The following is a 22,182-nucleotide window of genomic DNA, read 5'->3' on the forward strand; positions in this document are numbered from 1 at the left end:
TCGACGTGCACAGATTTCATTCCCCTCGTTTCGCCGCTCTGCTCCTTCTGATCGCCTCCGCGGCGGGAACGGCCTGTTCAGCGGAGCCGGAGAAGGACAGGGCGCCTGCGGGCGGTCCGACGGCCGCGGCGACGCGCCAGATCATGAGCGCGGTCGAGCCGGAGGTCGAAAGGCTCATGACCGATCCCGGCTATCGAGCCGTGTCCGGCGTCGTCTATTTTCGTGGACGCGCGCAGACCTTCCATTTCGGCGTCCTGCCTTCGGGACGCAGGCCGGACGACCGAACCCTCTATGAGGTCGCATCCATAACCAAGACCTACACCGGTCTTCTTCTCGCCCAGGCGGTGCGCGACGGAAAGGTCGAACTGGATGTTCCGGTATCCGCCTATCTGCCCGAAATCGATCCCGCGCGGTTGGCGCGCGACGGCCAGGACGTGACCCTGCGCCATCTTGCGACCCATACGTCCGGCCTGCCCGTCTTCCTGACGTGCGATGAGGGCGACATGCCTGACCCCGCCCGCATCGCCTGCCTTGAGGCGCATGACGATCGGGATTTCCTGACGCGTCTCGCCAGGGTGGACCTGCTGTCGGAGCCTGGCCGGACCTATCTCTACAGCAGCGTCGGTTCTCGCCTCATCGGCCTTGTACTGGAACGGCGGTACGGCGCGAGCTACGAGGACCTGCTGCAGCGCTTCGTCTTCGCGCGCACCGGGGAGACGGACGTGCATTGCCGTATCGGTCCGCAAGACCAGGCGCGCCTGGCGACGCCGGAAGGGATAGGGCCGGGCTGCAACGGCGGAAGCGGCCTGATCGCCTCGACCGCCGATATCGCCCGCTATCTGGCCTTCTATCTGAGCGGCGGAAACGACCTGGTCGTCCAGGCGACGACGCCCCTTGTGCAGCAGGGACAGTGGGGACGCGCCTATCAGTGGAACACCTACCGTCCCGATACGGAGGGCATGCTCTATCATGGCGGCGGGGCGTTCAACACCTCGTCCTGGGTGTCGATCTATCCCAGGGAAGGCATGGGCGTCTTCCTGACGACGCCCCATGTTGCGTCGGACGCCCAGGAAGAACTGAACGAGCGCGCCAATGCGATCGTCGCGAGGCTGCGTCGCCTGCCTGAATGAGGACGCCTGTCGAGTCGGCGTCTTGCGCGGCGGTCAGCTCGGTGAAAGATCGCCGCGCGCGATCAGGCCCCGGACCACTGGATCTTCCAGCGAGGCGGCGACCTCTCGGGCGAAGGCGCGGTTGGCCATGGCCTCGTCGGGATAGAGCTTGGGCTGGACCTCGCGGTGGGTGCTGACGCGGAACAGGATCTGGCGCTGCCTGGTCGCCAGGTCTTCGATGCGGTGAAGGCGGACGCCCGCCTGGGATCGCAACAGGGTCTTGTTCTGGATCATGACCGCCTCCGCTTTTCCACAGAAGGAACGAGGGGCGTCAGGGTTCCCTGCGGCGTCGGCGCAGGATCAGGTGAACCGCCAACCAGATGGCGATCACAGGGAAGATGATCAGGCCCATCTGGCCGTCCGAAAGCTCCAGAAAGCGGACCAGCCAGGGGTGCTCCGCCTGGGTCGCCGGATCGAAAACCCAGTAGACGTCCGGACCGCGCACCCCGGCGCCCGAGGTCTTTCGCACGCCTCCGATCGCGGTCGCCAGCCAGGGGCGGATCACGCCATTGAGCAGGGTTCCGGCGCCCAAGGGCAGGATCAGCCAGGAGTAGTCCCTAAGGGTGGTCGGCAGGCGCATCCTCGGCGAACGTCAGGCGTCGGACGGCTGGCCACGCAGGCGGATGGCGTCGAAGCCGCCGGTGAAGACGGCCTCCATGGCGTCGCAGATGGCGCCCATTTCCGACGACTTGCACAGGCCGCCGGACAGGACGTCGATGCGGCCGGTCTGGGCCAGGGACAGGGTCAGCGACCCCGACAGCAGATGATAGAACCAGTAGATCTGGCGCGGCGGCGTCTCCGGCGCGATCCGCCTCAGGACGTCGATGAAGCGGTGGATCACCGGGTCGAAATGCTGGTGCATGGTGTCGCCGCCCCAGACCGGGGTGTTGTTCACCTGGGCCACGAGGGCCGCATAGTTGAGCCAGGCCTTGTCGCCCTCGTCGAACAGGACGAACAGCGGGCGCAGGAAGGCGTCGATGGCGCCGCGCACGGTCATGGCGTCGCCGTGCTCGGCCTCGTAGCGGTCCAGGCTGTCGAGGCGCAGTTTGTTCACCACCTCCGCACGGCGACCGAAGACGGTCGAGAACAGCCGGTTCTTGTCGTCGAAATAATAGTGCAGCAGGGCCGTATCGACGCCCGCCTCCTTGGCCACCGCCTTCAGGGTGACGCCGTGCAGACCGTCGCGCGCGAACAGGGCCTCGGCCACGTCCAGGATGCGGGTCGTCGTCTCCTCGCGCCTCTGGGCCTTGGGCTTGGGCGGAGCCTTGGCCTTGGCTGGGGCCTTGGCGGGCGCCTGGGTCGCCGTGCGGGGACGGGGCTTGGACTCGATGGCGGTCATCGCGTCATCCTACCGCGAACAGGCGTCGCAGGCGATCCCGCGCCCGCAGCAGGAGGATCAGCAGGCGGCCCTTGCGTTCATGGCGGTCCAGCGCCGTCTTCCACCAGCCGCGCTTCACCTGGCCGCCGGGCGTCCTGTCGAACACCATCCAGGCGTCTTCGGCGGGAACATAGGCGGGCCAGTCCGCGCCGGGCGCGCTGGTCTTGGCGAAGGCGATCCAGCGGGCGTGCATGGCGGCGCTGACCGCCCGGTCGGCCGGCGTCGCCGGCGGTGGGCCGTCGGGGCGGCGGTCAAGGGTCTCGAAGACGTGGAAGATCTCGGCGGCATGGTTGGCGCGGGGCATGGCCTCGCGCCGGGCCTCCTCCACATAGTCGAAGGCGTAGAGCCAGGCCCTGGAGCGGCGCGGACGCGAGGCGACCCAGCGCGCCGGGGCGGCGAAGGCGAAGTCGCGAAAGCCCAGACGGATCAACTGCTCCTCGTCGCCGTTCGCCTGCGGGTAGAGGCGGGCCAGGGCCGCGTTCGGCTTGATCAGCTTGCCGAAGCGCTTCAGCCCGCCGCCGTAGTTGAGCAGGGAATCCTCGCCGCTGTTGACCCCGATCATCAGGGGGACGTCGGCGAAGTCGCCGCGCGCGAAGGCGCTGATCGGGTCGCGGTCCAGCAGGCGGCCGTCGACGACGGGGCCGAAGGCGCCCTCGACCGCCGTCAGCCGTTCGGGCGCGACGGCGCGCAGGGCGGCGGCGTCGGGATCGGTCAGGCCGAGTGCGGTCGCGGCGGCGACGCCTCGGGCTTCGGCCGTCTTCAACGGGGTGGCGGGCAGCCAGCCGCCGCCGGACTGGACGACGGCCTTGTGGAACAGGCCGCGCGCCCGCCTGGCTGTCATCAGGGCCAGGATGTCGAGGCCGCCGGCGGATTCTCCGAACAGGGTGACGTCGGCGGGATCGCCGCCGAAAGCGCTGATATGATCGCGCACCCATTCCAGAGCGGCGATCTGGTCCAGCAGGGCCTGGTTCCCCAGGGGGGCGTCCGGCGCCGCCTCGGCCGTCAGCGCCGGATGGGCGAAGAAGCCCAGGTGTCCCAGGCGATAGTTGACGCTGACCAGCACCACGCCGTCGCGCGCGAAGGCGGCGCCGTCGTAGAAGGGCAGGGATCCCGCCCCCATCCGGTTCGATCCGCCGTGCAGCCAGACCATGACCGGTGCGGGCGCGGGGGTCTCGGCGGGCGCCCAGACATTCAGCGTCAGGCAGTCTTCGCCGGTCGGCTCCGGCGCGCCGCCGATGGAGACGATGTCGGCCACGTCGGCGGGGCCGGCCTGGGGCGCCGAGGGGCCGAAGTCGGCGGCTTCGCGCACGCCTCGCCAGGCGGGGAAGGGCAGGGGCGGCCGCCAGCGCAGGTCACCGACCGGGACGGCGGCGTAGGGCACGCCGCGAAACACCAGGGCGGGGCCTTCGCGCCGACCGCGCAGGTCGCCGGACGGGGTGCGGACGACGGGATGCGTCGCGTCGTGATTGATCTGATCCATGGTCCGCTCCTCGACCTTTCCGCCCTTCGCGATCTTCGCCGCATTTGTTCATTTCAGAATGAAGAACGACCCGGCGCCTGTCGAGGCGTTTCGTGAAACATCATTCACGAAAGAATGAATGATATTGACAGCGAGGCCTTTCACGGATCACCGTCGCCTCAACACAGATCAGCGGCGAGCGAACGACCGCGCCTGGAGAGGAAATCGAGAATGGGATCGACACGACGGTTGCGTCTGGCGCTGATGAGCAGCGCCTTCATCACGGCCTCGCTCTGCGCGGCGCCGGCCCTGGCCCAGCAGGCGACGGAGACGGAACAGGCCTCGTCCGTCGACGACATCGTCGTCACCGCCCGCCGTCGCGAGGAAAGCCTGAAGGACGTGCCGGTCGCCGTGACGGCTGTCACCAGCGAACGCCTGGAACAGACCGGCGCCGCCGACATCACCACCCTGCAGCAGCAGACGCCGAACGCCACGGTCCAGATCGCGCGCGGCACCAACTCGACCCTGACCAGCTTCATCCGCGGTGTCGGCCAGCAGGACCCTTTGTGGGGCTTCGAGCCGGGCGTCGGCCTCTATGTCGACGACGTCTATGTGGCCCGTCCGCAGGGTGCGGTTCTGGACATCTTCGACATCGAACGGCTGGAGGTCCTGCGCGGGCCGCAGGGCACCCTCTATGGCCGCAACACCATCGGCGGTGCGATCAAGTACGTCACCAAGCGCCTGGGCCAGGACCCGGAGCTGACGCTGAAGGGCGCCTACGGCAGCTATAACCAGGTCGACCTGATCGCCTCGGGCTCGACCCCGCTGAACGACACCCTGCGCATCGGCGGCGCGATCGCCCGATACACGCGCGACGGTTACGGCACGAACCTGACCACGGGCGCCGAGCACTACAACAAGGACGTCACGGCGAGCCGCCTCAGCGTCGAATGGACGCCCAGCGACAACCTGTTCTTCCGCCTTGCGGGCGACATGACGACGGACGAGTCCAACGCCCGTCACGGCTACCGCCTCAAGGCGCCGATGACGAACGGCGTCTATGATACGCGCGCGGGCATCGGCGACGACGGCTATGTCCGCACGCGCGGCCTGTCCTTCACCGGCGAGTGGAACGTCAGCGACGCCCTGACCTTCAAGTCGGTCACGGCCTGGCGCGATGGCGACACCAAGGGCGACGGCATCGACTTCGACGGCCTGCCGCAGCCGATTCTCGACATTCCCGGCTATTACGCGGACAGGCAGTTCACCCAGGAATTCCAACTGCTGTTCGAGGGCGAGCGCTGGCAGGGCGTGGCCGGCGTCTTCTACATGGACGCCTCGGCCGAAGGCGCGTTCGACACCGTCGTCGGTCTGGCCAATCTGACGACCTTCACCGGCGGCAAGGTGGACACCGAGAGCTTCGCCGTCTTCGCCGACTTCAGCTACGATCTGACGGACCAGCTGTCGCTGTCGGTCGGCGGTCGCTGGACCAAGGACAAGAAGAGCGTCGATCAGCTGCGCCAGAACTACCTGGGCATCAAGAGCCCCTTCTTCCATAATCTTGCGGCCATTCCGCTGGGCGCGCCCCTGACCGACTACACCAACTCGGACGACTATTCGGAGTTCACGCCGCGCGTCAGCGTCAGCTACAAGTTCACGCCGGAACTGACGGGCTACGCCTCCTATGGACGGGGCTTCAAGTCGGGCGGCTTCGACATGCGCGGCGACGCCAGCCTCTATCCCGAGACGATCAACGGCTATCAGCCGGAACTGGTCGACACCTATGAGATCGGGCTGAAGGGCTCGCTGCTGGACCGCCGGATCAACTTCGCCACGGCCCTGTTCAAGTCGGAATACACCGACCAGCAGATCACTTCGCAGTTCTTCATCCCGCCGACCTCGGTGGTCAGCTTCGTCGACAACGCCGGCTCCAGCGAGATCTGGGGCTGGGAGCTGGAGGCCAGCGCGCGGATCACCGACAGCTTCATCCCGCGCCTGACGCTCGGCTACCTGGACGCCAAGTTCAACGAGTTCGTCACCTTCAACCCGCTGACGGGCAAGCGCGAGAACATGGCCGATCAGCGCCACTTCCAGAACACGCCGGATTGGACGGCCAACATCGCTCTGCCCTACAGCTTCGATCTGGGCGATCGCGGCTCGGTCGTCTTCACGCCGACGGCGTCGTATCGTGGGGCGACCCAGATGTTCGAGACGCCGATCCCCTTGCTCGATCAGGGCGCCTACTGGCTCTATGACGCCACCCTGATGTGGACCTCGCCTGATGCGCGCTATCGCGTCAGCCTGGCGGGCCGGAACCTATCGGACGAGCGTTATCGCGCAGGCGGATACAACTTCCCGGCGCCGATCACCGGGGACTCGGTCATCGGCTTCTACGGCGCGCCGCGCACGGTGACCTTGGGCGTGACCGCCCGGTTCTGACGCCGTCCTGCAAACAAGGGGGCGGGATCGCTTGGCCCGCCCCCGGCGTTTCACCGTCATGCGCGACGGACTCTACAAGGTGGGCTTCAAGACGCGGCTGGGCGTGGGCTACGGCGTGGTCGTGCTTCAGGACGGCCGCATCCAGGGCGGCGACAGCAGCTCCTATTATGTCGGAACCTATCAGGTGGACGGGACGCGCTTCACGGCCGAGATCCAGATCGACCGCCATACCCTCGTGCCTGTCCTGCGTCCCCTGTTCGGCGTCGAGCGCGCCCGGATCGTCATCGCCGGCGATGTGATGGAGGATGCGGCTGTCATGTCTGGCTCCTCGCCCGACGCGCCCGAGGTGGTGTTCGAGGCCGTGCTGTCGCGACTGGTCTAGGGCTGGACGCCTATGCCCTTCAGGAAGGCCTGGAGCGGGGATGGAAGTTCTCGCTCGATCGGCTCCATGCAGGCGGGCATGGGTGTCGTCGGATAGGCGGAGCAGTTCCAGGTCGTGCTGTTGACCCCCCTGGTCCGATCCGACTGATAGCTGAAACGCTGGGCCGCGACCTGCTGCGCGGAAAAGGGCAGGGCCTTGGGCGCCGCCTGTTCGATCCAGACGCCGACCGTGCAGGGGTCCAGGTCGCCGCAGGTCCGGCGCGCCAGTTCGTCGAAGGTGGTCGGATCGGCGCTGCCCAGGACCGCAATTGTAAAGACGCCGGGCTTCACCTGGTGCAGGGTCAGGGGGCGCGCGGCCTCCTTGCGCTGCGGGTCCTTCAGCGCGCTGACCGACAGGCCGGCGGCGAGCAGCATCAGGCCGCAGACCACGGCCGCTTCCCGTTTCTTCATGGTTTACCGGCCCCCATCCGGTTTCATGACTGTCACATAGCGCGCTCGCACAACATCGGTCCACAATGTTCTATTCTGAAACATGCGGCGCGGTGGGGCTGTGCGCGAAAGCCCCGGGTGGAGCAAGGGGCAGGAATAATTTTACAATTGGATCTGCGAGTGACCCTGCAAGGGAAGACGCCGACGACGTTTAAGAACGCCCGATCGTCGTATTCGAAGTCCGTCAGGTTGTCGTTGAACTTGGTGAAGTTGTCGCCGAGGTTGATGTGCAGATAGGCGTTTAGGCCCCGGTCCACGCCGATGGGGAAGTCCCTTGGGTCCCGCCGTCGCAATGGTGCTTGGCTAGGGCGTGCCAGCGGTCGCGAACCCACGGCGCGTCTGGATGGCCAGGAAAATGGCGGCGGAATCCGCCCCGTGCCGAACTTCCACGTCGTGTCGGAGTTGTCGGTCCGCTCGAGCCGCAGGACCTGTGTGCTCTGGGGGTATCTAGGATGCTGTTCCCGACCTGAACAGGCCCGAGACCTCATAGAGGGTAGGCGTGCTGGCCGCAAAAGCCCAAGCGGTGCTTCCGCCGCGGATAGGCGAAGCCCAGGTTGTTATAGAGGAACGTGGTTTGTGGTTCTGACGTCGAGGTCCTCCGTCAGCCGTCCTCGCGGAAGGCTTGCAGGGGCAGGGGGGCGGCGGTGTTGGCGATCAGGGCCTTGCGGCGGAGGAAGCGGCCCAGGCCGTCGGCGCCCATGCGTGAGGGGCCCAGGCCCGAGGTCTTGAAACTCTGCTTGCCGGCTTCGTGGAACAGGGCGGTCAGGGCGGCGTCGTTCAGGCTGACGGCGCCGACATCCAGGCGTCGGCCGACCCGCTCGGCCTGATCCAGGTCGGCGGCGAAGACGGCGCCCGACAGGCCGTAGTCGCTGTCGTTGGCCAGACGCACGGCCTCGTCCTCGTCCGTGAAGGCCATGACGGGCAGGATGGGGCCGAAGGTCTCGTCGCGCATCACCGCCATGTCGTGGTCCGCATCGGCGATGACGGTGGGGCGCAGCCACAGGCCCCCCTCCAGGGTCTCGACCGTTCCGCCGGTCAGGACGCGGCCGCCCCTGGCGCGGGCGTCGTCGATCTGGGCCTGCAGGACGGCGGCCTGTTTCTCGAAGATGACGGGACCGATGTCGCCGGATGATATGTCGGGTCGGCTCAGGCGCACCGCCTCGGCCTTCTCGACCAGGCGGGCCAGGAAGGCGTCGTGGACGGCGCGGGCGACATAGAGGCGCTCGATCGACTGGCAGGCCTGGCCGGTGGACAGGACGCAGCCGCGCAGGGCCGCGTCGGTCGCCGCCTCGATGTCCGCGCCTTCCAGCACGATCATCGGGTCCTTGCCGCCCAGTTCGAGGAAGGCGGGGATCAGGCGGCCCGCCGCCTGGACGGCGACCTTGCGCCCGGTGGCGACCGAGCCGGTGAAGCAGACGCAGTCGACCTGGTCGATCAGGGCCTGGCCCGTCGCGCCGTCGCCCAGGACGAAGCCGAACACCGCGCCGAGGCCCGGCGTGGCGGCCACGGCCTCCATCACCGTCTCGACGAAGCGCGGCGTGACCTCCGACGGCTTGACCAGGACGGCGCAGCCGGCGGCGAGGGCGGGCAGGGCGTCGATCATCGACAGCAGGAAGGGGAAGTTCCAGGGGCTGATCACCCCGACCAGGCCGTAGGGAACCCACTGGGTCGTATGGCGGACATGGGGCGCCGAAACGCCGTCGCGCCAGACGGCTTGTCCGAACGATTGGACGGCGTGCCGGACCCCGGCCAGCATGCCGTCCAGGCTCGCGGCCTCAATGCCCGCGATGCGGCGCCGCCCGGTGTCGACCTCCAGGGCGCGGGCCAGGGCGGGGCGGCGGGCGGCCAGTTCGGCGGCGAAGCGGGACAGGGTCTCCAGCCGGCTTTCAAACGACCGCATCGCCCAGTCCGCCTGGGATTCCCGCAGGCCGGCGGCGGCGGCCGCGACGGCCTCAGGATCGGCGCGGCGGATGAACTCCTCGACGCGCCCGGTGCGCGGGTCGCGGACCCGGATGACGGCGTCGCCCAGGCCCTCGGCCGTTCCGGTTTCGACCTTGATGGAACTGATCATCGCTCGCCCTTAAATGACATATTCCTATATCATTTAATCTGTGCCAGGATTGCAAGCGTCAGCTGTCAGCCTCTCGAATTTTCGGGATGGGAGGGCGGTTTCCTTCGGTGAGTCTTCACATGGTACTGGAAACGGTCGGAGCGGTAGTGGGAGTGTATCAGCTGCACCGGCCGTCCGTTCACGTCCCGCATGATGCGCTCGACCTTCAGCAGGGGGGCGCCGACCGCGACGCCCAGGGCCGACGCCACCAGGGGCTCCGCCGCCACCGCCGTGATGGACTGTTCCGCGTCGAACACCGCCGCGCCCGCGCGCTCCAGCAGGGTCAGCAGGGAGGTGGTCGCCATGTCCCGCACCGAATAGCGGTCGGCGATGTCGCCCGGCACATGGGTCACCAGGTGGGAGAAGGGCTCGCCCTGCAGCTTGCGCCGGCGCACGGCGCGCTGGACGCGGGTTCCCGGCGACAGCTCCAGCGCCTCGGCCGTGGGCGCGTCGGCCGGGATGTCGGCGACGTCCAGCACCTCGATCTCGGTCTCCAGACCCATGATCCGCAGGCTCTCCAGCAGGTTGTCGAACGACCCCTTTACCACGGGCACGGCCGTGCCGTTGGTGACGGTGGTGCCCCGGCCGCGATGCCGGTTCAGCAGGCCGTCGGCGGCCAGTTCGTTCAGCGCCCGCTTCACCGTGATGCGCGAGACGTTGAAGATCTTGGCCATCTGCTGCTCGCCGGGCAGCAGGGCGTTGGCGGGGATGGCACCCGACCGGATCTGCTCGCGCAGGACCAGATAGATCTGGTGATAGAGCGGCGTGGGCATGCTCTCGTCCAGCTGCGGCACGGCGGAGAAGGGCCAGGCGTCGTCGGTCATCGTGGAGGCGTCTCGCGGTCTGGAGGGGCGTCGCATCGAGAGATGAGGCGTCTGTAGGTATATCAATATGTCAGATTGGTCTGAAACCTCTATGTCAATTCCCGAACCCTATATCGCCCTGGCCCTGCAGACCGCCTGCGACGCCGTGAACCTGGACCAGACGACCGAGGCGGCGCGCGAGCGCATGGCCCGGTCGCTGGAGCGCATCCGCATCCAGATCCTGGGCTCCAAGCGGTTCATCGGCGCGGACGTGCGGCTGGTGGTCCTGCCGGAATACTTCCTGACCGGCTTCCCCATGGGCGAACCCGCGGCCGTCTGGGCCGAGAAGGCGGCCTTGGAGATCGACGGGCCGGAATATCAGACCCTGGGCCGGATCGCGGCCGAGGCCGACGTCTTCATCGGCGGCAACGCCTATGAGCGCGACCCCCACTTCCCCGGCCTCTATTTCCAGACCTCCTTCGTCGTCGCGCCCTCGGGCGAGACGGTGCTGCGCAATCGGCGGCTGGTGTCGATGTTCGCGCCCAGCCCCTATGACGTCTACGACCGCTATGTGGAGGTCTACGGCAAGGAGGCCCTCTTCCCCGTCGCGGACACCGAGATCGGGCGGCTGGCGGCCATTTCGTCGGAGGAGATCCTCTATCCGGAGATCGCCCGCGCCCTGGCCCTGCGCGGCGCCGAGGTCATCGTCCATCCGACCAGCGAGGCGGCCTCGCCCATCCCCAGCCCCAAGAACATCGCCAAGCAGGCGCGGGCGATCGAGAACCTGGCCTATGTCGTTTCGGCCAACAGCGCCGGGATCGACGGCATCTCCATCCCGCGCGCCTCGACCGACGGCAGCTCCAAGGTCATCGACTATCGCGGCCTGGTCCTGGGCGAGGCGGGCTATGGCGAGAGCATGACCGGCTACGCCGAGATCGACATCGCGGGCCTGCGTCGCTACCGCCGCCGCCCGGGTATGGCCAACATCCTGTCGCGCCAGCCCATGGGCCTGTGGCGCGAGGCCTACGAGGGCTTCGACATCCAGCCGCGCAACAGCCTGCTGGACGAGGCGGGGGCGGCGATCACGCCGACGCCGCCCTTCTACGCCGAGCGTCAGCGCAAGGCGATCCAGGGTCTGGTCGACAAGGGCGTCGTCTAAGAAACGCCGGTCGAACCAACTGAAAACAAAGAAAACATCTAGGGAAGAGGCGCAATGAGCGAAGAGGCGAAAGGATACGGCGAGTTCCGCCGGGGCTGGCCGATAGTGGTCGCCGCCATGCTGGGGATCGGGCTGGGGCTGTCGCCCGTGCCCCTCTATACGACGGGGGCCCTGGCGCCCCATCTGGCCCAGGCCTTCGGCTGGGGCTTCGGCCAGATCATGGCCGGGCTGACGGTGATGACCCTGACGGTGCTGCTGGCGGCGCCGGTGGTAGGCATGCTGGCCGATCGTTTCGGCGTGCGGCCGGTGGCCCTGATCTCGGTGGTCCTGTTCGGCCTCAGCTTCATGGGCTTCGCCCTGTCGAACGGGTCGCTGCCGCTCTACTACGCCACCTGGGCCGTCATGGCCGTGGCGGGGGCGGGGACCCTGCCGATCACCTGGACGCGGGCGGTCAACAACTGGTTCGAGACGCGCAAGGGCCTGGCCCTGGGCGTGGCCCTGCTGGGCACCGGCCTGTTCGGCTTCCTGGTCAAGCCGCTGACGGCCTGGCTGGTGGCCGAGTTCGGCTGGCGCGGCGCCTATGTGGCCATCGGCGCCCTGCCGCTGATCCTGGCCCTGCCGGTCGGCTGGTTCTTCTTCCGCGACAAGGACGGCGGGGCGGGCGAGACCGTCGCCGAGCGGCGCGCGCGCCAGGCGGCTCAGTCGGCGGCGACGCCGGGTCTGACCTTCGGCCAGACGCTGCGCGAATGGCGTTTCTGGGTCCTGGGCGTGGCCTTCCTGCTGGTCAGCTTCGCGGTCGGCGGCTCGATCCCCAATATGGAGAAGATCCTGGGCCAGGCTGGTTTCGGCGCCGACGACATCGTCTGGCTGGCCTCGCTGATCGGCCTGTCGGTCATCATCGGCCGTATCCTGGGCGGCTGGCTGATCGACCGCTTCTGGGCGCCGGCCGTGGCCTTCATCTTCCTGGCCATCCCGGCCCTGGCCTATTGGCACCTGGCCTCGGGCGGGACGGATACGACGGTGACGGCCCTGTCCATCTTCGTCATCGGCTTCGCCGCCGGGCTGGAGTACGACCTGATGGCCTTCCTGGTCGCCCGCTATTTCGGGATGAAGGGCTACGGCGGAATCTACGGCGCCCTCTACGGCTTCTTCGCCCTGGGCGCCGGTTTCGGGCCGGTGGTGTTCGGCGCGGGCTTCGACAAGAGCGGCTCCTACGCCGGGCCGCTGCATGTCTCGGCGGGCCTGCTGCTGGCCTCGGCCGTGCTGCTCCTGCTGCTGGGCCGGTATCGCAAGTTCGATCAGGCCTGAACCAGCTCGATCAGGGTGTCGTCGGGGCCGATCAGGGTCCCGACGGCCTTGCCGCCGTAGACCGCGCCGTTGCGCACGACCGGCGCCGTGAACCAGGGCGCCCGCACGGCGTCCAGGTCCGGATGGACGAAGGTGGTCAGGGCCACGCCCGGAAACAGGTCGCCGACGCGGCGCGGACGCGGCGTCGCGCCCCGCGGATACTGATCCAGCTCCAGGAAGCCGTCGCCCTGATGCAGGCCCATGGCGATCGGGTGCTTGTGTTCGACGGGAAGGTCGAAGGCCTTGGCCAGCATGGTGTAGGTGATCGCCATCGGGGGGCTAGTCTTCACCCCCAGGGCCGCCTCGACCCAGGCCTTGGACGCCTCCAGATCCGAACAGGCCAGGACCATAATGAAGATCCGGTCGATCAGGCTCTCGGCGCGCGGCAGGCGCATGCCCGGCGGGTCGTCCTCGATCTGGGTCAGGTAGACGATCTCGCCGTCCGGTCCCCGCACCTGCATGGCGTGGATCATAGGCATGCCGTCCAGGCGACGCGGCGGGCCGATCACCTCGAACGGGCAGTTCGGCTTCCGCATCCGCTCATGCACGGCCAGGACGTCGGCGACGCAGATCTCGGTCGCCGCCCAGCCGAAGCTGCGCAGGGGACGATAGTCCGCCGGCGCCTCTCCCTCCACGAAACGCAGGTAGAGCGGCGCGCCGGATTCAGGGCGGCAGACGACCTGGCGACGTCCGGCGGCGCCCGGCGCTGCCCAGCCGGCGGCCAGGTTCGGATCGACCGGCCCGCTCTCGACCGTCTCATAGCCCAGCCATTCGCCGTAGCGCTCGGCGGCGGCCTCCGGATCGGGCGTCGTCAGCGTGGCGGCGCGCAGCATCCGCATCAGGCGCGGTCCGACAGTTCGACCGCCACCTCTTCGGACCGGATGTCGCCCCTGGCGTCGGCGGCTATGGCCTCGCCCTCCTGCTGGACGATGCGCAGGACGCGGACCAGGTATTCCTGCATCCACAGACCGCGCTCGGCCGCCTGGTCGGCGTCGGGGCGGAAGGCGTCGATCTCCTCGCGCGTCATCACGCCCTTGGCTTCCAGGATGCGCTCCAGGGTGTCCATGCGCTGACGGGCGACGGCCAGTTCCTGGACCGCCGCCATGGCGATGCCCAGCACCCGCTCGACCTCCTGCTCCAGGAAGTAGGGACGCTTGCCCGCCGGCTTGGCCGAGGCGACGTCGAGGGCGAGGGGCAGGCTCATTTACGGGCTCCGATGACGTGCCAGGCCGCCTTGCGGCCGAAGTCCTCGCTGTCGTCGTCGGCGGCGTCGGGGAAGAGGTCCCGATCGACCACGGCCGTCACGCCGACGTGCAGCAGCCTGTCGCGCTCGAAACCCGCCTCGACCAGCCAGCCGTCCAGGTCGATCTCGTGCAGCGTGCTCCAGAAGGGCTCGTTGTTGTAGAAGCAGTCCCAGTCCCGCATCGCCTGTTCGAACAGGGGCATGTCCGGCGTGTATTGCGGTTGTTCGACGTGCAGGACGAAGCCGCCGGGCGCCAGGACGCGGTTGCTCTCGGCGAAGATGGCCTTCATCGAGGCGTAGGACAGCTCGTGCAGGAACATGGTCGTCTGCACCCAGTCGAAATGGCCGTCGGCCCAGCGCGACAGGTCCGATCCGTCGGCCTGGACGAAGCTGATGTTCTCCACGCCCAGCGACTTGGCCCGCGCCAGGCCGTAGCGCAGCATGGGCGCGCCCACGTCGATGGCGACCACCTCGGCCTCGGGATAGGCCTGGGCTATGGGCAGGATGTTGTGGCCCAGGGTGCAGCCGATATCCAGGATGCGGCGCGGCCGGAAATCCGGATGGGTCTTCTTCATCCAGGCGGCCACGGCCTGGCCGCCGCCGTCCAGATAGCGGCCCAGCATCCCGCCCGTGGTGGCGAAGATGCCGTGGTCGTAGCTGGCCGCCACGGTCACGTCGCCCTCGAACAGTTCGGAGTGATAGCTGCCGGGCATGCAGTGGTGATCGACCGCCGAGACATAGCGCGGGATCGGCAGGCTCGGGTCCAGCTGAAGCCGGGGGTCGCCCTGGGTCAGGTCGCGCACCTTGGCGGCCAGGGTCTCGGCCTGGCGAGCGGCGGTCCAGCGGCCGGCCTGCTGGCGCTGCTCCATCGTCAGGCGGCGCAGGGCGGACCAGGTCTGGAACATCGGGTCCTGGGCCAGGGCCTTGCGCACCTCGTGGCGTGACTTGGGTTGTCCGGACGTCTTGACCAGTTCCGGCTCGACCCGCCTTTCCCACGCCGTCTTCACGAAGGGCATGACCCGCGTCGACAGGTGGCGGTTCATATGGGCCAGGAAGTTCAGCCGCGCGACCTCGTCGTGCTGGGTTTCCGGGAAGACGGCATGACGCCCCACGGCCTGATAGTCGGGCGGTCCGTCATAGGCCTGGGCCGGGCCGGCGTTGGCGATGGAGGGGGAGGCGGTCATGCAAACCTCGCTTCCGGGCTTTTCCAAACAAATGGCATATGTTTATATCTTTACCTTGGCACGACGGCGCGGCGCTGTCGAGCATCGGGAGGGACGCCGAATGGCCGGAACGCGGATCATCGCCTATTTCAACCTGAAGCCGGGCGTGTCGGTCGCCGACTACGAGGCCTGGGCCCGGTCGACGGATATTCCGACGGTCAACGGCCTGCCGTCCATCGAACGGTTCGAGGTGTTCCGCTCCGTCGCCGTCCTGGGATCGGACGCCCCGCCGCCCTACGCCTATTTCGAGATCATCGACGTGGCCGACATGGAGGTCTTCGGCCAGGACGTGGCGACGCCCCTGATGCAGAAGATCGCCGGCGACTTCCAGGGCATGGCCGAGGTGGTCTTCGTCCTGACCGAGCGCCTCTGATGGGGCGTTTCACCGGCAAGGTCGCGGTCGTCACCGGCTCGGGCCGTCGCAAGGGCCTGGGCGAGGCCATCGCCGTCCGACTGGCGTCGGAGGGCGCGGCGGTGGTCGTCTCCGACATCGGCGCCTCGCGCGACGCGGCCACCCCCGGCGCCATGATCGGCGCGACCGAGGAGATGGAGGCCGTCGCCGCCGACCTGCGCGCCCTCGGCGTCGCGGCCTCGACCTGCGCCTGCGACGTGCGCGATCCGGTTCAGGTCCAGGCCCTGGCCGACCATGCGGTCGCGACCCACGGCGGCCTGGACATCTGGGTCAACAACGCCGGCATCGGCTACATCATGAAGCCTCTTCTGGAGGTGACGCCCGACGACTGGAACGCCGTGATCGGCGTCAACCTGACCGGCGCCTTCTTCGGCCTTCAGGCCGCTGCCCGCGTGATGGCGGCGCAAGGAAAGGGCGGGCGTATCGTCAACATCGCCAGCCAGGCCGCCAAGTCCGGCTTCCCCCACGCCCAGGCCTACACCTCGTCCAAGCACGGCCTGGTGGGCCTGGTCCGCTCGGCCGCGATCGAGCTGGGGCCGCTGGGGATCACCGTCAACAACGTCTGCCCGAACCACGTCACCACCGGCCTGGGCGCCTGGCAGAACGAGTATTTCGCCAAGGTCACGGGGGCGGATTCGGTCGAGGACTATCTGAAGAAGATGGCCGCCCGCATCCCCATGCAGCGCCCCGGTCTGACCCAGGACACCGCCAACGCCGTCGCCTTCCTCTGCTCGGAGGAGGCCGCCTACATCACCGCCGAGAGCCTCAACGTCTCGGGCGGAGAGGAACCGCACTGATGAACCGTCCGCCCGCCACGCCCGCCGTTCCGCCCGAGGGCTTCACCTGGCCGAACGGCGCCAAGCTGGCCCTGTCCGTCGTCGTCAACGTCGAGGAAGGCGCCGAGCAGAACATCCTGGACGGCGACAAGGGGCCCGAGCCGGTCGACGAACTCTCGGCCTCGCCCAAGCGCGCCATGCGCGTCCACGGCAATGAGAGCAACTACCAGTACGGCATCCGGGCCGGCGCGCCGCGCGTGCTGCGCGAACTGGACCGGGCGGGGATCAAGGCCACCTGGACGGCGGCGGCCCTGGCGCTGGAGCGCGCGCCCTGGCTGGCCGAGGCCATCGTCGCGCGCGGCGACGAGGTCTGCTGCCACGGCTGGCGCTGGGCGCACCAGTTCTGGATGAAGGAAGAGGCCGAGCGCGACTATATCCGCAAGGGGCGCGACTCCCTGGAGCGCACCACGGGCAAGCGCCCGGCGGGCTGGCTGTCCCGCTATCTCCACACCGACGACACGCGGCGTCTGCTGGTGGAGGAGGGCTTCACCTATCACATGGACGACTACTCCGACGACTTCCCCTACTGGGATCTGGTCGAGATGTCGGACGGGTCGAAGACGCCGATGGTGGTCCTGCCCTACGCCATCGATTCCAACGACATGAAGTTCTGGCTGGCGCCGTCGCTGACGCCGCAGAACTGGACCGACTACGCCATCGACACCTTCGAGCAGTTGCATGCCGAGGCGAACGAGATCGGCGCCCGCTACATGAGCCTGGGCCTGCACCTGCGGATCATCGGCCGACCGGGCCGGATCGGCGCCTTCAAGGCCTTCCTCGACCATGTGAAGACCCGGCCCGACGTCTGGATCGCCTCGCGCGAGGAGATCGCCGCCGCCTTCGCCGCCGCCGTCCCGCCGCCTTCAGTCTGAAGAGCGCGAAATCCATTTGACCGGACAAAGTCTGCTTTCTAGTTTGTCCGGACATTTAAGCGTGAGTCCGATGATCCACCGTTCCCTTCTCTTCGTCCCCGGCGCCCGGCCCGAGCGCTTTGAAAAGGCCCTGGCGGCCGGCGCCGACGTGACCTGCATCGACCTGGAGGACGGCACCCCGCCCCAGTCCAAGGACGAGGCCCGGGCCGCGACCGCCGCCTTCGTCGCCGAACGTCCGGCGGCGGTGCGGATCAACGGCGTCGGCACGCCCTGGTTCGAGGCCGACGTGGAGGCTCTGAAGGGGATCGCGGGCCTGACCCTGATCATGCTGCCCAAGGCCGAGAGCGCCGAGCAGGTCGCCCTGCTGTCCGAGAAGCTGGGGCCCGGCCACGCCCCGCTCTGGGTCGTGATCGAATCGACCGAGGGGCTGAAGAACGCCTGGGCTGTCGCCGCCGCGCCGGGGCTGGAGGGGGTGCTGTTCGGCGGCGCCGACTATTCCGTCGACATCGGTTCGGACATGGAGTGGGACGCCCTGGCCTATGCACGGGGCCGATTGGTCGCCGCCTGCGCGCGGGCGGGGGTCCAGCTTCTGGACGTGCCCTTCCTCGACGTGCGCGATCCGGACGGCCTGATCGCCGCCACGCGCCGCGTGCGGGCCATGGGCTTCACCGGCCGCGCCTGCATCCACCCCGATCAGGTCAGGGGCGTGCACGAGGCCCTGACCCCGACCCCCGCCCAGGTCGAACACGCGAACAAGGTCGTCGAGACCTTCGAGGCGGCCCAGGGCGGCCCGGCCCTGCTGAACGGCAAGCTGATCGACCTTCCCATCCTGAGGGCCGCCGAGCGCGTCCTCGACACCGCAAAAAGAAGCTGAGAGACGAACCATGGTCCAGAACGTCAAACAGGTCGGTCCGCAACGCTATCGCGAGACCTTCGGCCGCTATTTCGAGGACTTCGTCGTCGGTGACGTCTATGAGCACCGCCCCGGCAAGACGGTGACGGAATACGACAATCACCTCTTCACCCTGCTGACGCTGAACACCCATCCGATGCATTTCGACGCGGAGTTCGCGGCGGCCTCGGAGTTCAAGAAGAACCTGGTGGTCAGCCCCTACACCCTGGCCCTGCTGATCGGCATGAGCGTGACCGACACCAGCCAGAAGGCCATCGCCAACCTGGGCATGGACGAGGTCAAGTTCACCGCCCCCGTCTTCGCCGGCGACACCATCTACGGCGAGAGCGAGGTGCTGGAGAAGCGCGAGAGCAGGTCGCGTCCCGGCCAGGGCATCGTCACCATCAATACGATCGGCAAGAACCAGCGCGGCGAGGTCGTCTGCACCTTCAAGCGCAACCTGCTGATCCCCGCGCGCGGCAACGCCGTCGAGGACAAGGTGGGCCACTACTGATGAGCGAATCCCACATCACCGAGGCCGACGAGCGCGCCATCCTGGACGCCATCGACAAGTGGCTGGAGCAGAAGGTCGCCCCGGTCGCCATGCAGTTGGAGCATGACGACGAATACCCGGCCGAACTGGTCCAGGACATGATCGACCTGGGCCTGTTCGGCGCCCTGGTCGATCCGGAGTACGGGGGCCTCGGCCTGTCGGCGACGACCTATTCGCGCATCGTCGCGCGGATCAGCGAGGAGTGGATGAGCCTGACGGGCGTGTTCAACTCCCACCTGATGATGTGCATCGTCGTCCAGAAGTTCGGCACCCAGAAACAGAAGGACTACTGGCTGCCGAAGTTCGCGGCCGGCGAACTGCGCGGCTGCCTGGGCCTGACCGAACCCGACGCGGGCACCGACCTCCAGGGCATCCGCACCACGGCCCAACGTGTCGGCGACAACTACGTCGTCAACGGTTCGAAGACCTGGATCACCAATGTCGTCAACGGCCACTGCCTGGCCCTGCTGGTGAAGACCGATCCGGACGCCAATCCCCGCTACAAGGGGATGAGCATGTTGATCACGCCTAAGATCGACCCCGAGACCCGCGCGCCCCTGCCGGGCGTGCAGGCGGGCCGCAAGCTGCCCAAGCTGGGCTACAAGGGCGTCGACACCGGCGAGATCGCCTTCGACGGCTATGAGTGCGACGCCGAGATGGGCCTGATCGGCGGCGAGGAGGGGCAGGGCTTCTTCATGGCCACCGGCGGGCTGGAGATCGGCCGCATCAACGTCGCCGCGCGCGGCGTCGGCGTCGCCCGTCGCGCCCTGAAGGAGGCGGTGCGCTATTCCCAGGAGCGCAAGACGATGGGCAAGCCCATCTGCGAGCACCAGGCCATCCAGACCAAGCTGGGCGAGATGGCGACCAAGGTCCGCGCGTCCGAGCTTCTGGTCGAGGACGCGGCCCGCCTCTACGACCGGGGCGAGCGCGTGGACATGGAGGCGGGCATGGCCAAGTTCTTCGCTTCCGAAACCGCGCTGGAAGTCGCCACCGAGGCCATGCGCATCCACGGCGCCTACGGCTATTCCAAGGAGTTCGTGGTCGAGCGCCTGTATCGCGACGCCCCCCTGATGTGCATCGGCGAAGGCTCCAACGAGATCCAGCGCATCATCATCGCCAAGCAGTTGATCGCCAGGAACAAGATCTGATGAACCGTCCCCTGGAAGGCGTGCGCGTCGTCGCCGTCGAACAATACGGCGCCGGTCCCTACGGCACCCAACTGCTCAGCGAACTGGGCGCCGAGGTCATCAAGATCGAGGCGGTGTCGATGGGCGGCGACGTCAGCCGCGCCACCGGCCCCTTCTTTCTGGGCGAGAACGACAGCCATTTCTTCCAGACCTTCTCGCGCGGCAAGAAGTCGGTGACGATCGAGCTGAAGACGCCCGAGGGCCGCGCCGCCTTCGACCGCCTGGTCGCGACGGCCGACGCCGTGGTCAACAACCTGCGCGGCGATCAGCCGGCCAAGCTGAAGATCGCCCATGACGACCTGAAGGCGATCAAGCCCTCCATCGTCTGCGGCCACCTCTCGGCCTATGGCCGGGATAATTCGCGCAAGACCTGGCCCGGCTACGACTATCTGATGCAGGCCGAGGCGGGGTTCATGAGCCTGACCGGAGAGCCTGACGGCCCGCCGATCCGCTTCGGCCTGTCCATGGTCGATTTCATGACCGGTTCGGTCTTCGCGCTCGGCGTCGTCTCGGCCATCCTGGGCGCGCGGCGGACAGGCGTGGGCTGCGACGTGGACGTCTCCCTGTTCGACGTGGCCCTGCACCAGACCTCCTATCCGGCGACCTGGGCCATGAACGAAGGCTATGAGATCGAGCGGATGCCGCGCGCGGCCCACCCTTCCATCGCCCCGTCGCAACTGGTCCGCACCGCCGACGGCTGGGCCATGCTGATGTGCCAGACGCCCAAGTTCTGGGACGCCTTCTGCGCCGTCGCCGAACGCCCGGACCTGAAGGCCGACCCTCGCTTCGCCGACATCCCGACGCGCCGAGCCAACATCGAGGCTCTGACCGAGGCCCTGGATGCGGTTATGCAGACGAAGACCACGGACGAATGGCTGGTCCTGCTGGGCGGCCAGGTTCCCTTCGCCCCGGTGCGCGGCCTGAAGGAGGCGCTGGACAACCCTTACGTCGCCGAGGTCGGCATGCGCGACGTGGTGGATCACCCGGAACGGGCGGGCGGGCTGCACCTGCTGGCCTGTCCGATCAAGATCGACGGCAAGCGGGCGCCGGGCCTGCGCGCCCCGCGCATGGGCGAGCACAACGCTGAACTGCTGGACGAAGGCGCGGCCTGATGAAGCTGGAAGGCGTCAAGGTTCTGGACCTGTCCCTGTTCCTGCCGGGACCGATGCTGACGCTGATGATGGCGGACCATGGCGCCGACGTGATCAAGATCGAGCCGCCGGGCGAGGGCGAGCCGACGCGCCATGTCGGCTACGTCAAGAACGGCGCCTCGGTCTGGTTCCGCAACACCCATCGCGGCAAGCGCAGCCTGGGCCTGAACCTGAAGACGCCAGAGGGTCTGGCCGCCTTCCACGCCCTGGCGGCCGAGGCCGACGTGATCGTCGAGGCCTTCCGTCCTGGCGTGGCCGACCGGCTGGGCGTCGGCTACGACGCCGTGCGCGCCTATAATCCCGGCGTGGTCTATTGCGCCATCAGCGCCTTCGGCCAGGACGGCGCCTATCGCGACCTGCCGGCCCACGACGTGGCGGTCCAGGCCCTGGCCGGTGTCGTCTCCCTGAACGAGGGCCAGGACGGCAAGCCGGCCATGCCGCACATGCCGGTGGCGGACGCCTTCTCCTCCCTGGCGGCCCTGTCGGGGGTGCTGATGGCCCTGCTGCGGCGGATGACGACGGGGCAGGGGGACTATCTCGACGTCTCCATGTACGACAGCACCCTGGCCTGGACGCCCAATGTCACCGGTCGCATCTTCGCGACGGGACAGGCGCACGAACCCAAGGACGAGCGGTCATGGGGCGGGGCGGCCTTTTACAACCTCTATGAATGCGCTGACGGCCAGTGGGTCGTGCTGGGCGGGTCGGAGCTGAAGTTCGCCAAGAACCTGCTGAAGGCGCTGGACCGGCCCGACCTGGTCGCGGTCGCGGCCCTGCCGCCGGGCCCGGATCAGGAACCCCTGCGCGCCTTCCTGCGCCAGACCTTCGCCACGCGGACGCGGGCGGAGTGGGAGGACTGGTTCAAGGGGCGCGACGTCTGCTTCGCCCCGGTCCGCACCCTGAAGGAGGCCTTCGATGATCCGGCGACGGCCCAGCGCGGCATGATCGCCCTGGACGCGGAGGGGAACGAGGTGGTCGGCACGCCGCTGCGTTTCCGCGAGGAACCCGCGCGCCTCGACCCGCGTCTGCCGGGCGAACCGGCGGCGCCCGACGCGGTTCATTGGCGATGAGCCGCTTGG

General features: G+C 68.2%; 23 protein-coding genes. 13 read left to right on the forward strand and 10 right to left on the reverse strand.

What is annotated here, in order from left to right; all coding sequences use genetic code 11:
- The first annotated feature begins 5 nt into the window (after window positions 1–5).
- On the forward strand, window positions 6–1,130 hold the full coding sequence (locus tag ABIE19_RS02075) for a serine hydrolase domain-containing protein (RefSeq protein ID WP_354087452.1): 1,125 nt from the start codon (window positions 6–8) through the stop codon (window positions 1,128–1,130).
- A 33-nt stretch (window positions 1,131–1,163) separates the two neighbouring features.
- On the opposite strand, the gene ABIE19_RS02080 is transcribed toward ABIE19_RS02075, so the two are convergent.
- The 4 genes from ABIE19_RS02080 to ABIE19_RS02095 are packed head-to-tail and all read right to left on the reverse strand — an operon-like array spanning window position 1,164 to window position 4,027.
- Entirely contained in the window at window positions 1,164–1,403 is a 240-nt protein-coding gene (locus tag ABIE19_RS02080) for a hypothetical protein (RefSeq protein ID WP_354087453.1), read from the reverse strand.
- A gap of 37 nt (window positions 1,404–1,440) precedes the next feature.
- Window positions 1,441–1,749: a hypothetical protein gene (locus tag ABIE19_RS02085; RefSeq protein ID WP_354087454.1), complete on the reverse strand. Its 309-nt coding sequence runs from the start codon at window positions 1,747–1,749 to the stop codon at window positions 1,441–1,443.
- Window positions 1,750–1,761: 12 nt separating this feature from the next.
- Complete coding sequence (locus ABIE19_RS02090) at window positions 1,762–2,508, reverse strand: TetR/AcrR family transcriptional regulator (RefSeq protein ID WP_354087455.1); 747 nt, start codon at window positions 2,506–2,508, stop codon at window positions 1,762–1,764.
- Between the two features lie 4 nt (window positions 2,509–2,512).
- Window positions 2,513–4,027 (reverse strand): carboxylesterase/lipase family protein, encoded by a 1,515-nt coding sequence (locus tag ABIE19_RS02095; RefSeq protein ID WP_354087456.1) that lies wholly within the window; start codon window positions 4,025–4,027, stop codon window positions 2,513–2,515.
- 210 nt (window positions 4,028–4,237) lie between these two features.
- Between ABIE19_RS02095 and ABIE19_RS02100 the strand changes: the two genes are divergently transcribed.
- Entirely contained in the window at window positions 4,238–6,445 is a 2,208-nt protein-coding gene (locus tag ABIE19_RS02100; RefSeq protein WP_354087457.1) for a TonB-dependent receptor, read from the forward strand.
- A gap of 31 nt (window positions 6,446–6,476) precedes the next feature.
- Window positions 6,477–6,827, forward strand: coding sequence for a GrlR family regulatory protein (locus tag ABIE19_RS02105; RefSeq protein ID WP_354087458.1), 351 nt, complete (start codon window positions 6,477–6,479; stop codon window positions 6,825–6,827).
- On the opposite strand, the gene ABIE19_RS02110 is transcribed toward ABIE19_RS02105, so the two are convergent.
- The 3 genes from ABIE19_RS02110 to ABIE19_RS02120 form a co-directional block, all read right to left on the reverse strand.
- The gene (locus ABIE19_RS02110) at window positions 6,824–7,276 is read right to left on the reverse strand and encodes a hypothetical protein (RefSeq protein WP_354087459.1); all 453 of its coding nucleotides are present in this window, start codon (window positions 7,274–7,276) and stop codon (window positions 6,824–6,826) included. The genes ABIE19_RS02105 and ABIE19_RS02110 overlap by 4 nt on opposite strands.
- Before the next feature lie 640 nt (window positions 7,277–7,916).
- Complete coding sequence (locus ABIE19_RS02115; protein ID WP_354087460.1) at window positions 7,917–9,386, reverse strand: aldehyde dehydrogenase family protein; 1,470 nt, start codon at window positions 9,384–9,386, stop codon at window positions 7,917–7,919.
- A gap of 65 nt (window positions 9,387–9,451) precedes the next feature.
- Window positions 9,452–10,249, reverse strand: a complete 798-nt coding sequence (locus tag ABIE19_RS02120) for a GntR family transcriptional regulator (protein ID WP_354087461.1) — start codon at window positions 10,247–10,249, stop codon at window positions 9,452–9,454.
- Window positions 10,250–10,340: 91 nt separating this feature from the next.
- Here ABIE19_RS02120 and ABIE19_RS02125 point away from each other — a divergent pair, with 91 nt between their 5' ends.
- Complete coding sequence (locus ABIE19_RS02125; protein ID WP_354087462.1) at window positions 10,341–11,387, forward strand: nitrilase-related carbon-nitrogen hydrolase; 1,047 nt, start codon at window positions 10,341–10,343, stop codon at window positions 11,385–11,387.
- Between the two features lie 54 nt (window positions 11,388–11,441).
- On the forward strand, window positions 11,442–12,695 hold the full coding sequence (locus ABIE19_RS02130) for an MFS transporter (RefSeq protein ID WP_354087463.1): 1,254 nt from the start codon (window positions 11,442–11,444) through the stop codon (window positions 12,693–12,695).
- On the opposite strand, the gene ABIE19_RS02135 is transcribed toward ABIE19_RS02130, so the two are convergent.
- The 3 genes from ABIE19_RS02135 to ABIE19_RS02145 are packed head-to-tail and all read right to left on the reverse strand — an operon-like array spanning window position 12,686 to window position 15,161.
- Entirely contained in the window at window positions 12,686–13,573 is an 888-nt protein-coding gene (locus tag ABIE19_RS02135; protein WP_354087464.1) for a VOC family protein, read from the reverse strand. The two genes, ABIE19_RS02130 and ABIE19_RS02135, sit on opposite strands and share 10 nt — an antisense overlap.
- Window positions 13,573–13,938: a hypothetical protein gene (locus tag ABIE19_RS02140; protein ID WP_354087465.1), complete on the reverse strand. Its 366-nt coding sequence runs from the start codon at window positions 13,936–13,938 to the stop codon at window positions 13,573–13,575. The genes ABIE19_RS02135 and ABIE19_RS02140 overlap by 1 nt, the downstream gene beginning before the upstream one ends.
- Window positions 13,935–15,161, reverse strand: coding sequence for a class I SAM-dependent methyltransferase (locus ABIE19_RS02145; RefSeq protein ID WP_354087466.1), 1,227 nt, complete (start codon window positions 15,159–15,161; stop codon window positions 13,935–13,937). The genes ABIE19_RS02140 and ABIE19_RS02145 overlap by 4 nt, the downstream gene beginning before the upstream one ends.
- 100 nt (window positions 15,162–15,261) lie before the next feature.
- On the opposite strand from ABIE19_RS02145, the gene ABIE19_RS02150 reads away from it, so the two are divergent.
- The 8 genes from ABIE19_RS02150 (at window position 15,262) to ABIE19_RS02185 (ending at window position 22,173) form a co-directional block, all read left to right on the forward strand.
- Complete coding sequence (locus ABIE19_RS02150; protein ID WP_354087467.1) at window positions 15,262–15,573, forward strand: RedY/HapK family protein; 312 nt, start codon at window positions 15,262–15,264, stop codon at window positions 15,571–15,573.
- The gene (locus tag ABIE19_RS02155) at window positions 15,573–16,409 is read left to right on the forward strand and encodes an SDR family NAD(P)-dependent oxidoreductase (protein ID WP_354087468.1); all 837 of its coding nucleotides are present in this window, start codon (window positions 15,573–15,575) and stop codon (window positions 16,407–16,409) included. The genes ABIE19_RS02150 and ABIE19_RS02155 overlap by 1 nt, the downstream gene beginning before the upstream one ends.
- Complete coding sequence (locus ABIE19_RS02160; protein WP_354087470.1) at window positions 16,409–17,320, forward strand: polysaccharide deacetylase family protein; 912 nt, start codon at window positions 16,409–16,411, stop codon at window positions 17,318–17,320. Before ABIE19_RS02155 ends, ABIE19_RS02160 begins: the two co-directional genes overlap by 1 nt.
- A gap of 70 nt (window positions 17,321–17,390) precedes the next feature.
- Window positions 17,391–18,194 (forward strand): HpcH/HpaI aldolase/citrate lyase family protein, encoded by an 804-nt coding sequence (locus tag ABIE19_RS02165; protein ID WP_354087471.1) that lies wholly within the window; start codon window positions 17,391–17,393, stop codon window positions 18,192–18,194.
- Window positions 18,195–18,204: 10 nt separating this feature from the next.
- Window positions 18,205–18,726, forward strand: a complete 522-nt coding sequence (locus ABIE19_RS02170) for a MaoC family dehydratase (RefSeq protein ID WP_354087472.1) — start codon at window positions 18,205–18,207, stop codon at window positions 18,724–18,726.
- A complete protein-coding gene (locus ABIE19_RS02175; protein ID WP_354087473.1) occupies window positions 18,726–19,913 on the forward strand; it encodes an acyl-CoA dehydrogenase family protein in 1,188 nt (395 codons plus the stop codon). Before ABIE19_RS02170 ends, ABIE19_RS02175 begins: the two co-directional genes overlap by 1 nt.
- The gene (locus ABIE19_RS02180) at window positions 19,913–21,064 is read left to right on the forward strand and encodes a CaiB/BaiF CoA transferase family protein (protein WP_354087474.1); all 1,152 of its coding nucleotides are present in this window, start codon (window positions 19,913–19,915) and stop codon (window positions 21,062–21,064) included. Before ABIE19_RS02175 ends, ABIE19_RS02180 begins: the two co-directional genes overlap by 1 nt.
- Window positions 21,064–22,173, forward strand: a complete 1,110-nt coding sequence (locus ABIE19_RS02185) for a CaiB/BaiF CoA transferase family protein (protein ID WP_354087475.1) — start codon at window positions 21,064–21,066, stop codon at window positions 22,171–22,173. The genes ABIE19_RS02180 and ABIE19_RS02185 overlap by 1 nt, the downstream gene beginning before the upstream one ends.
- Window positions 22,174–22,182 lie beyond the last annotated feature (9 nt).

Source organism: Brevundimonas faecalis (assembly GCF_040549405.1).
In the GTDB taxonomy this organism is placed as follows: Bacteria; Pseudomonadota; Alphaproteobacteria; order Caulobacterales; family Caulobacteraceae; genus Brevundimonas; species Brevundimonas faecalis.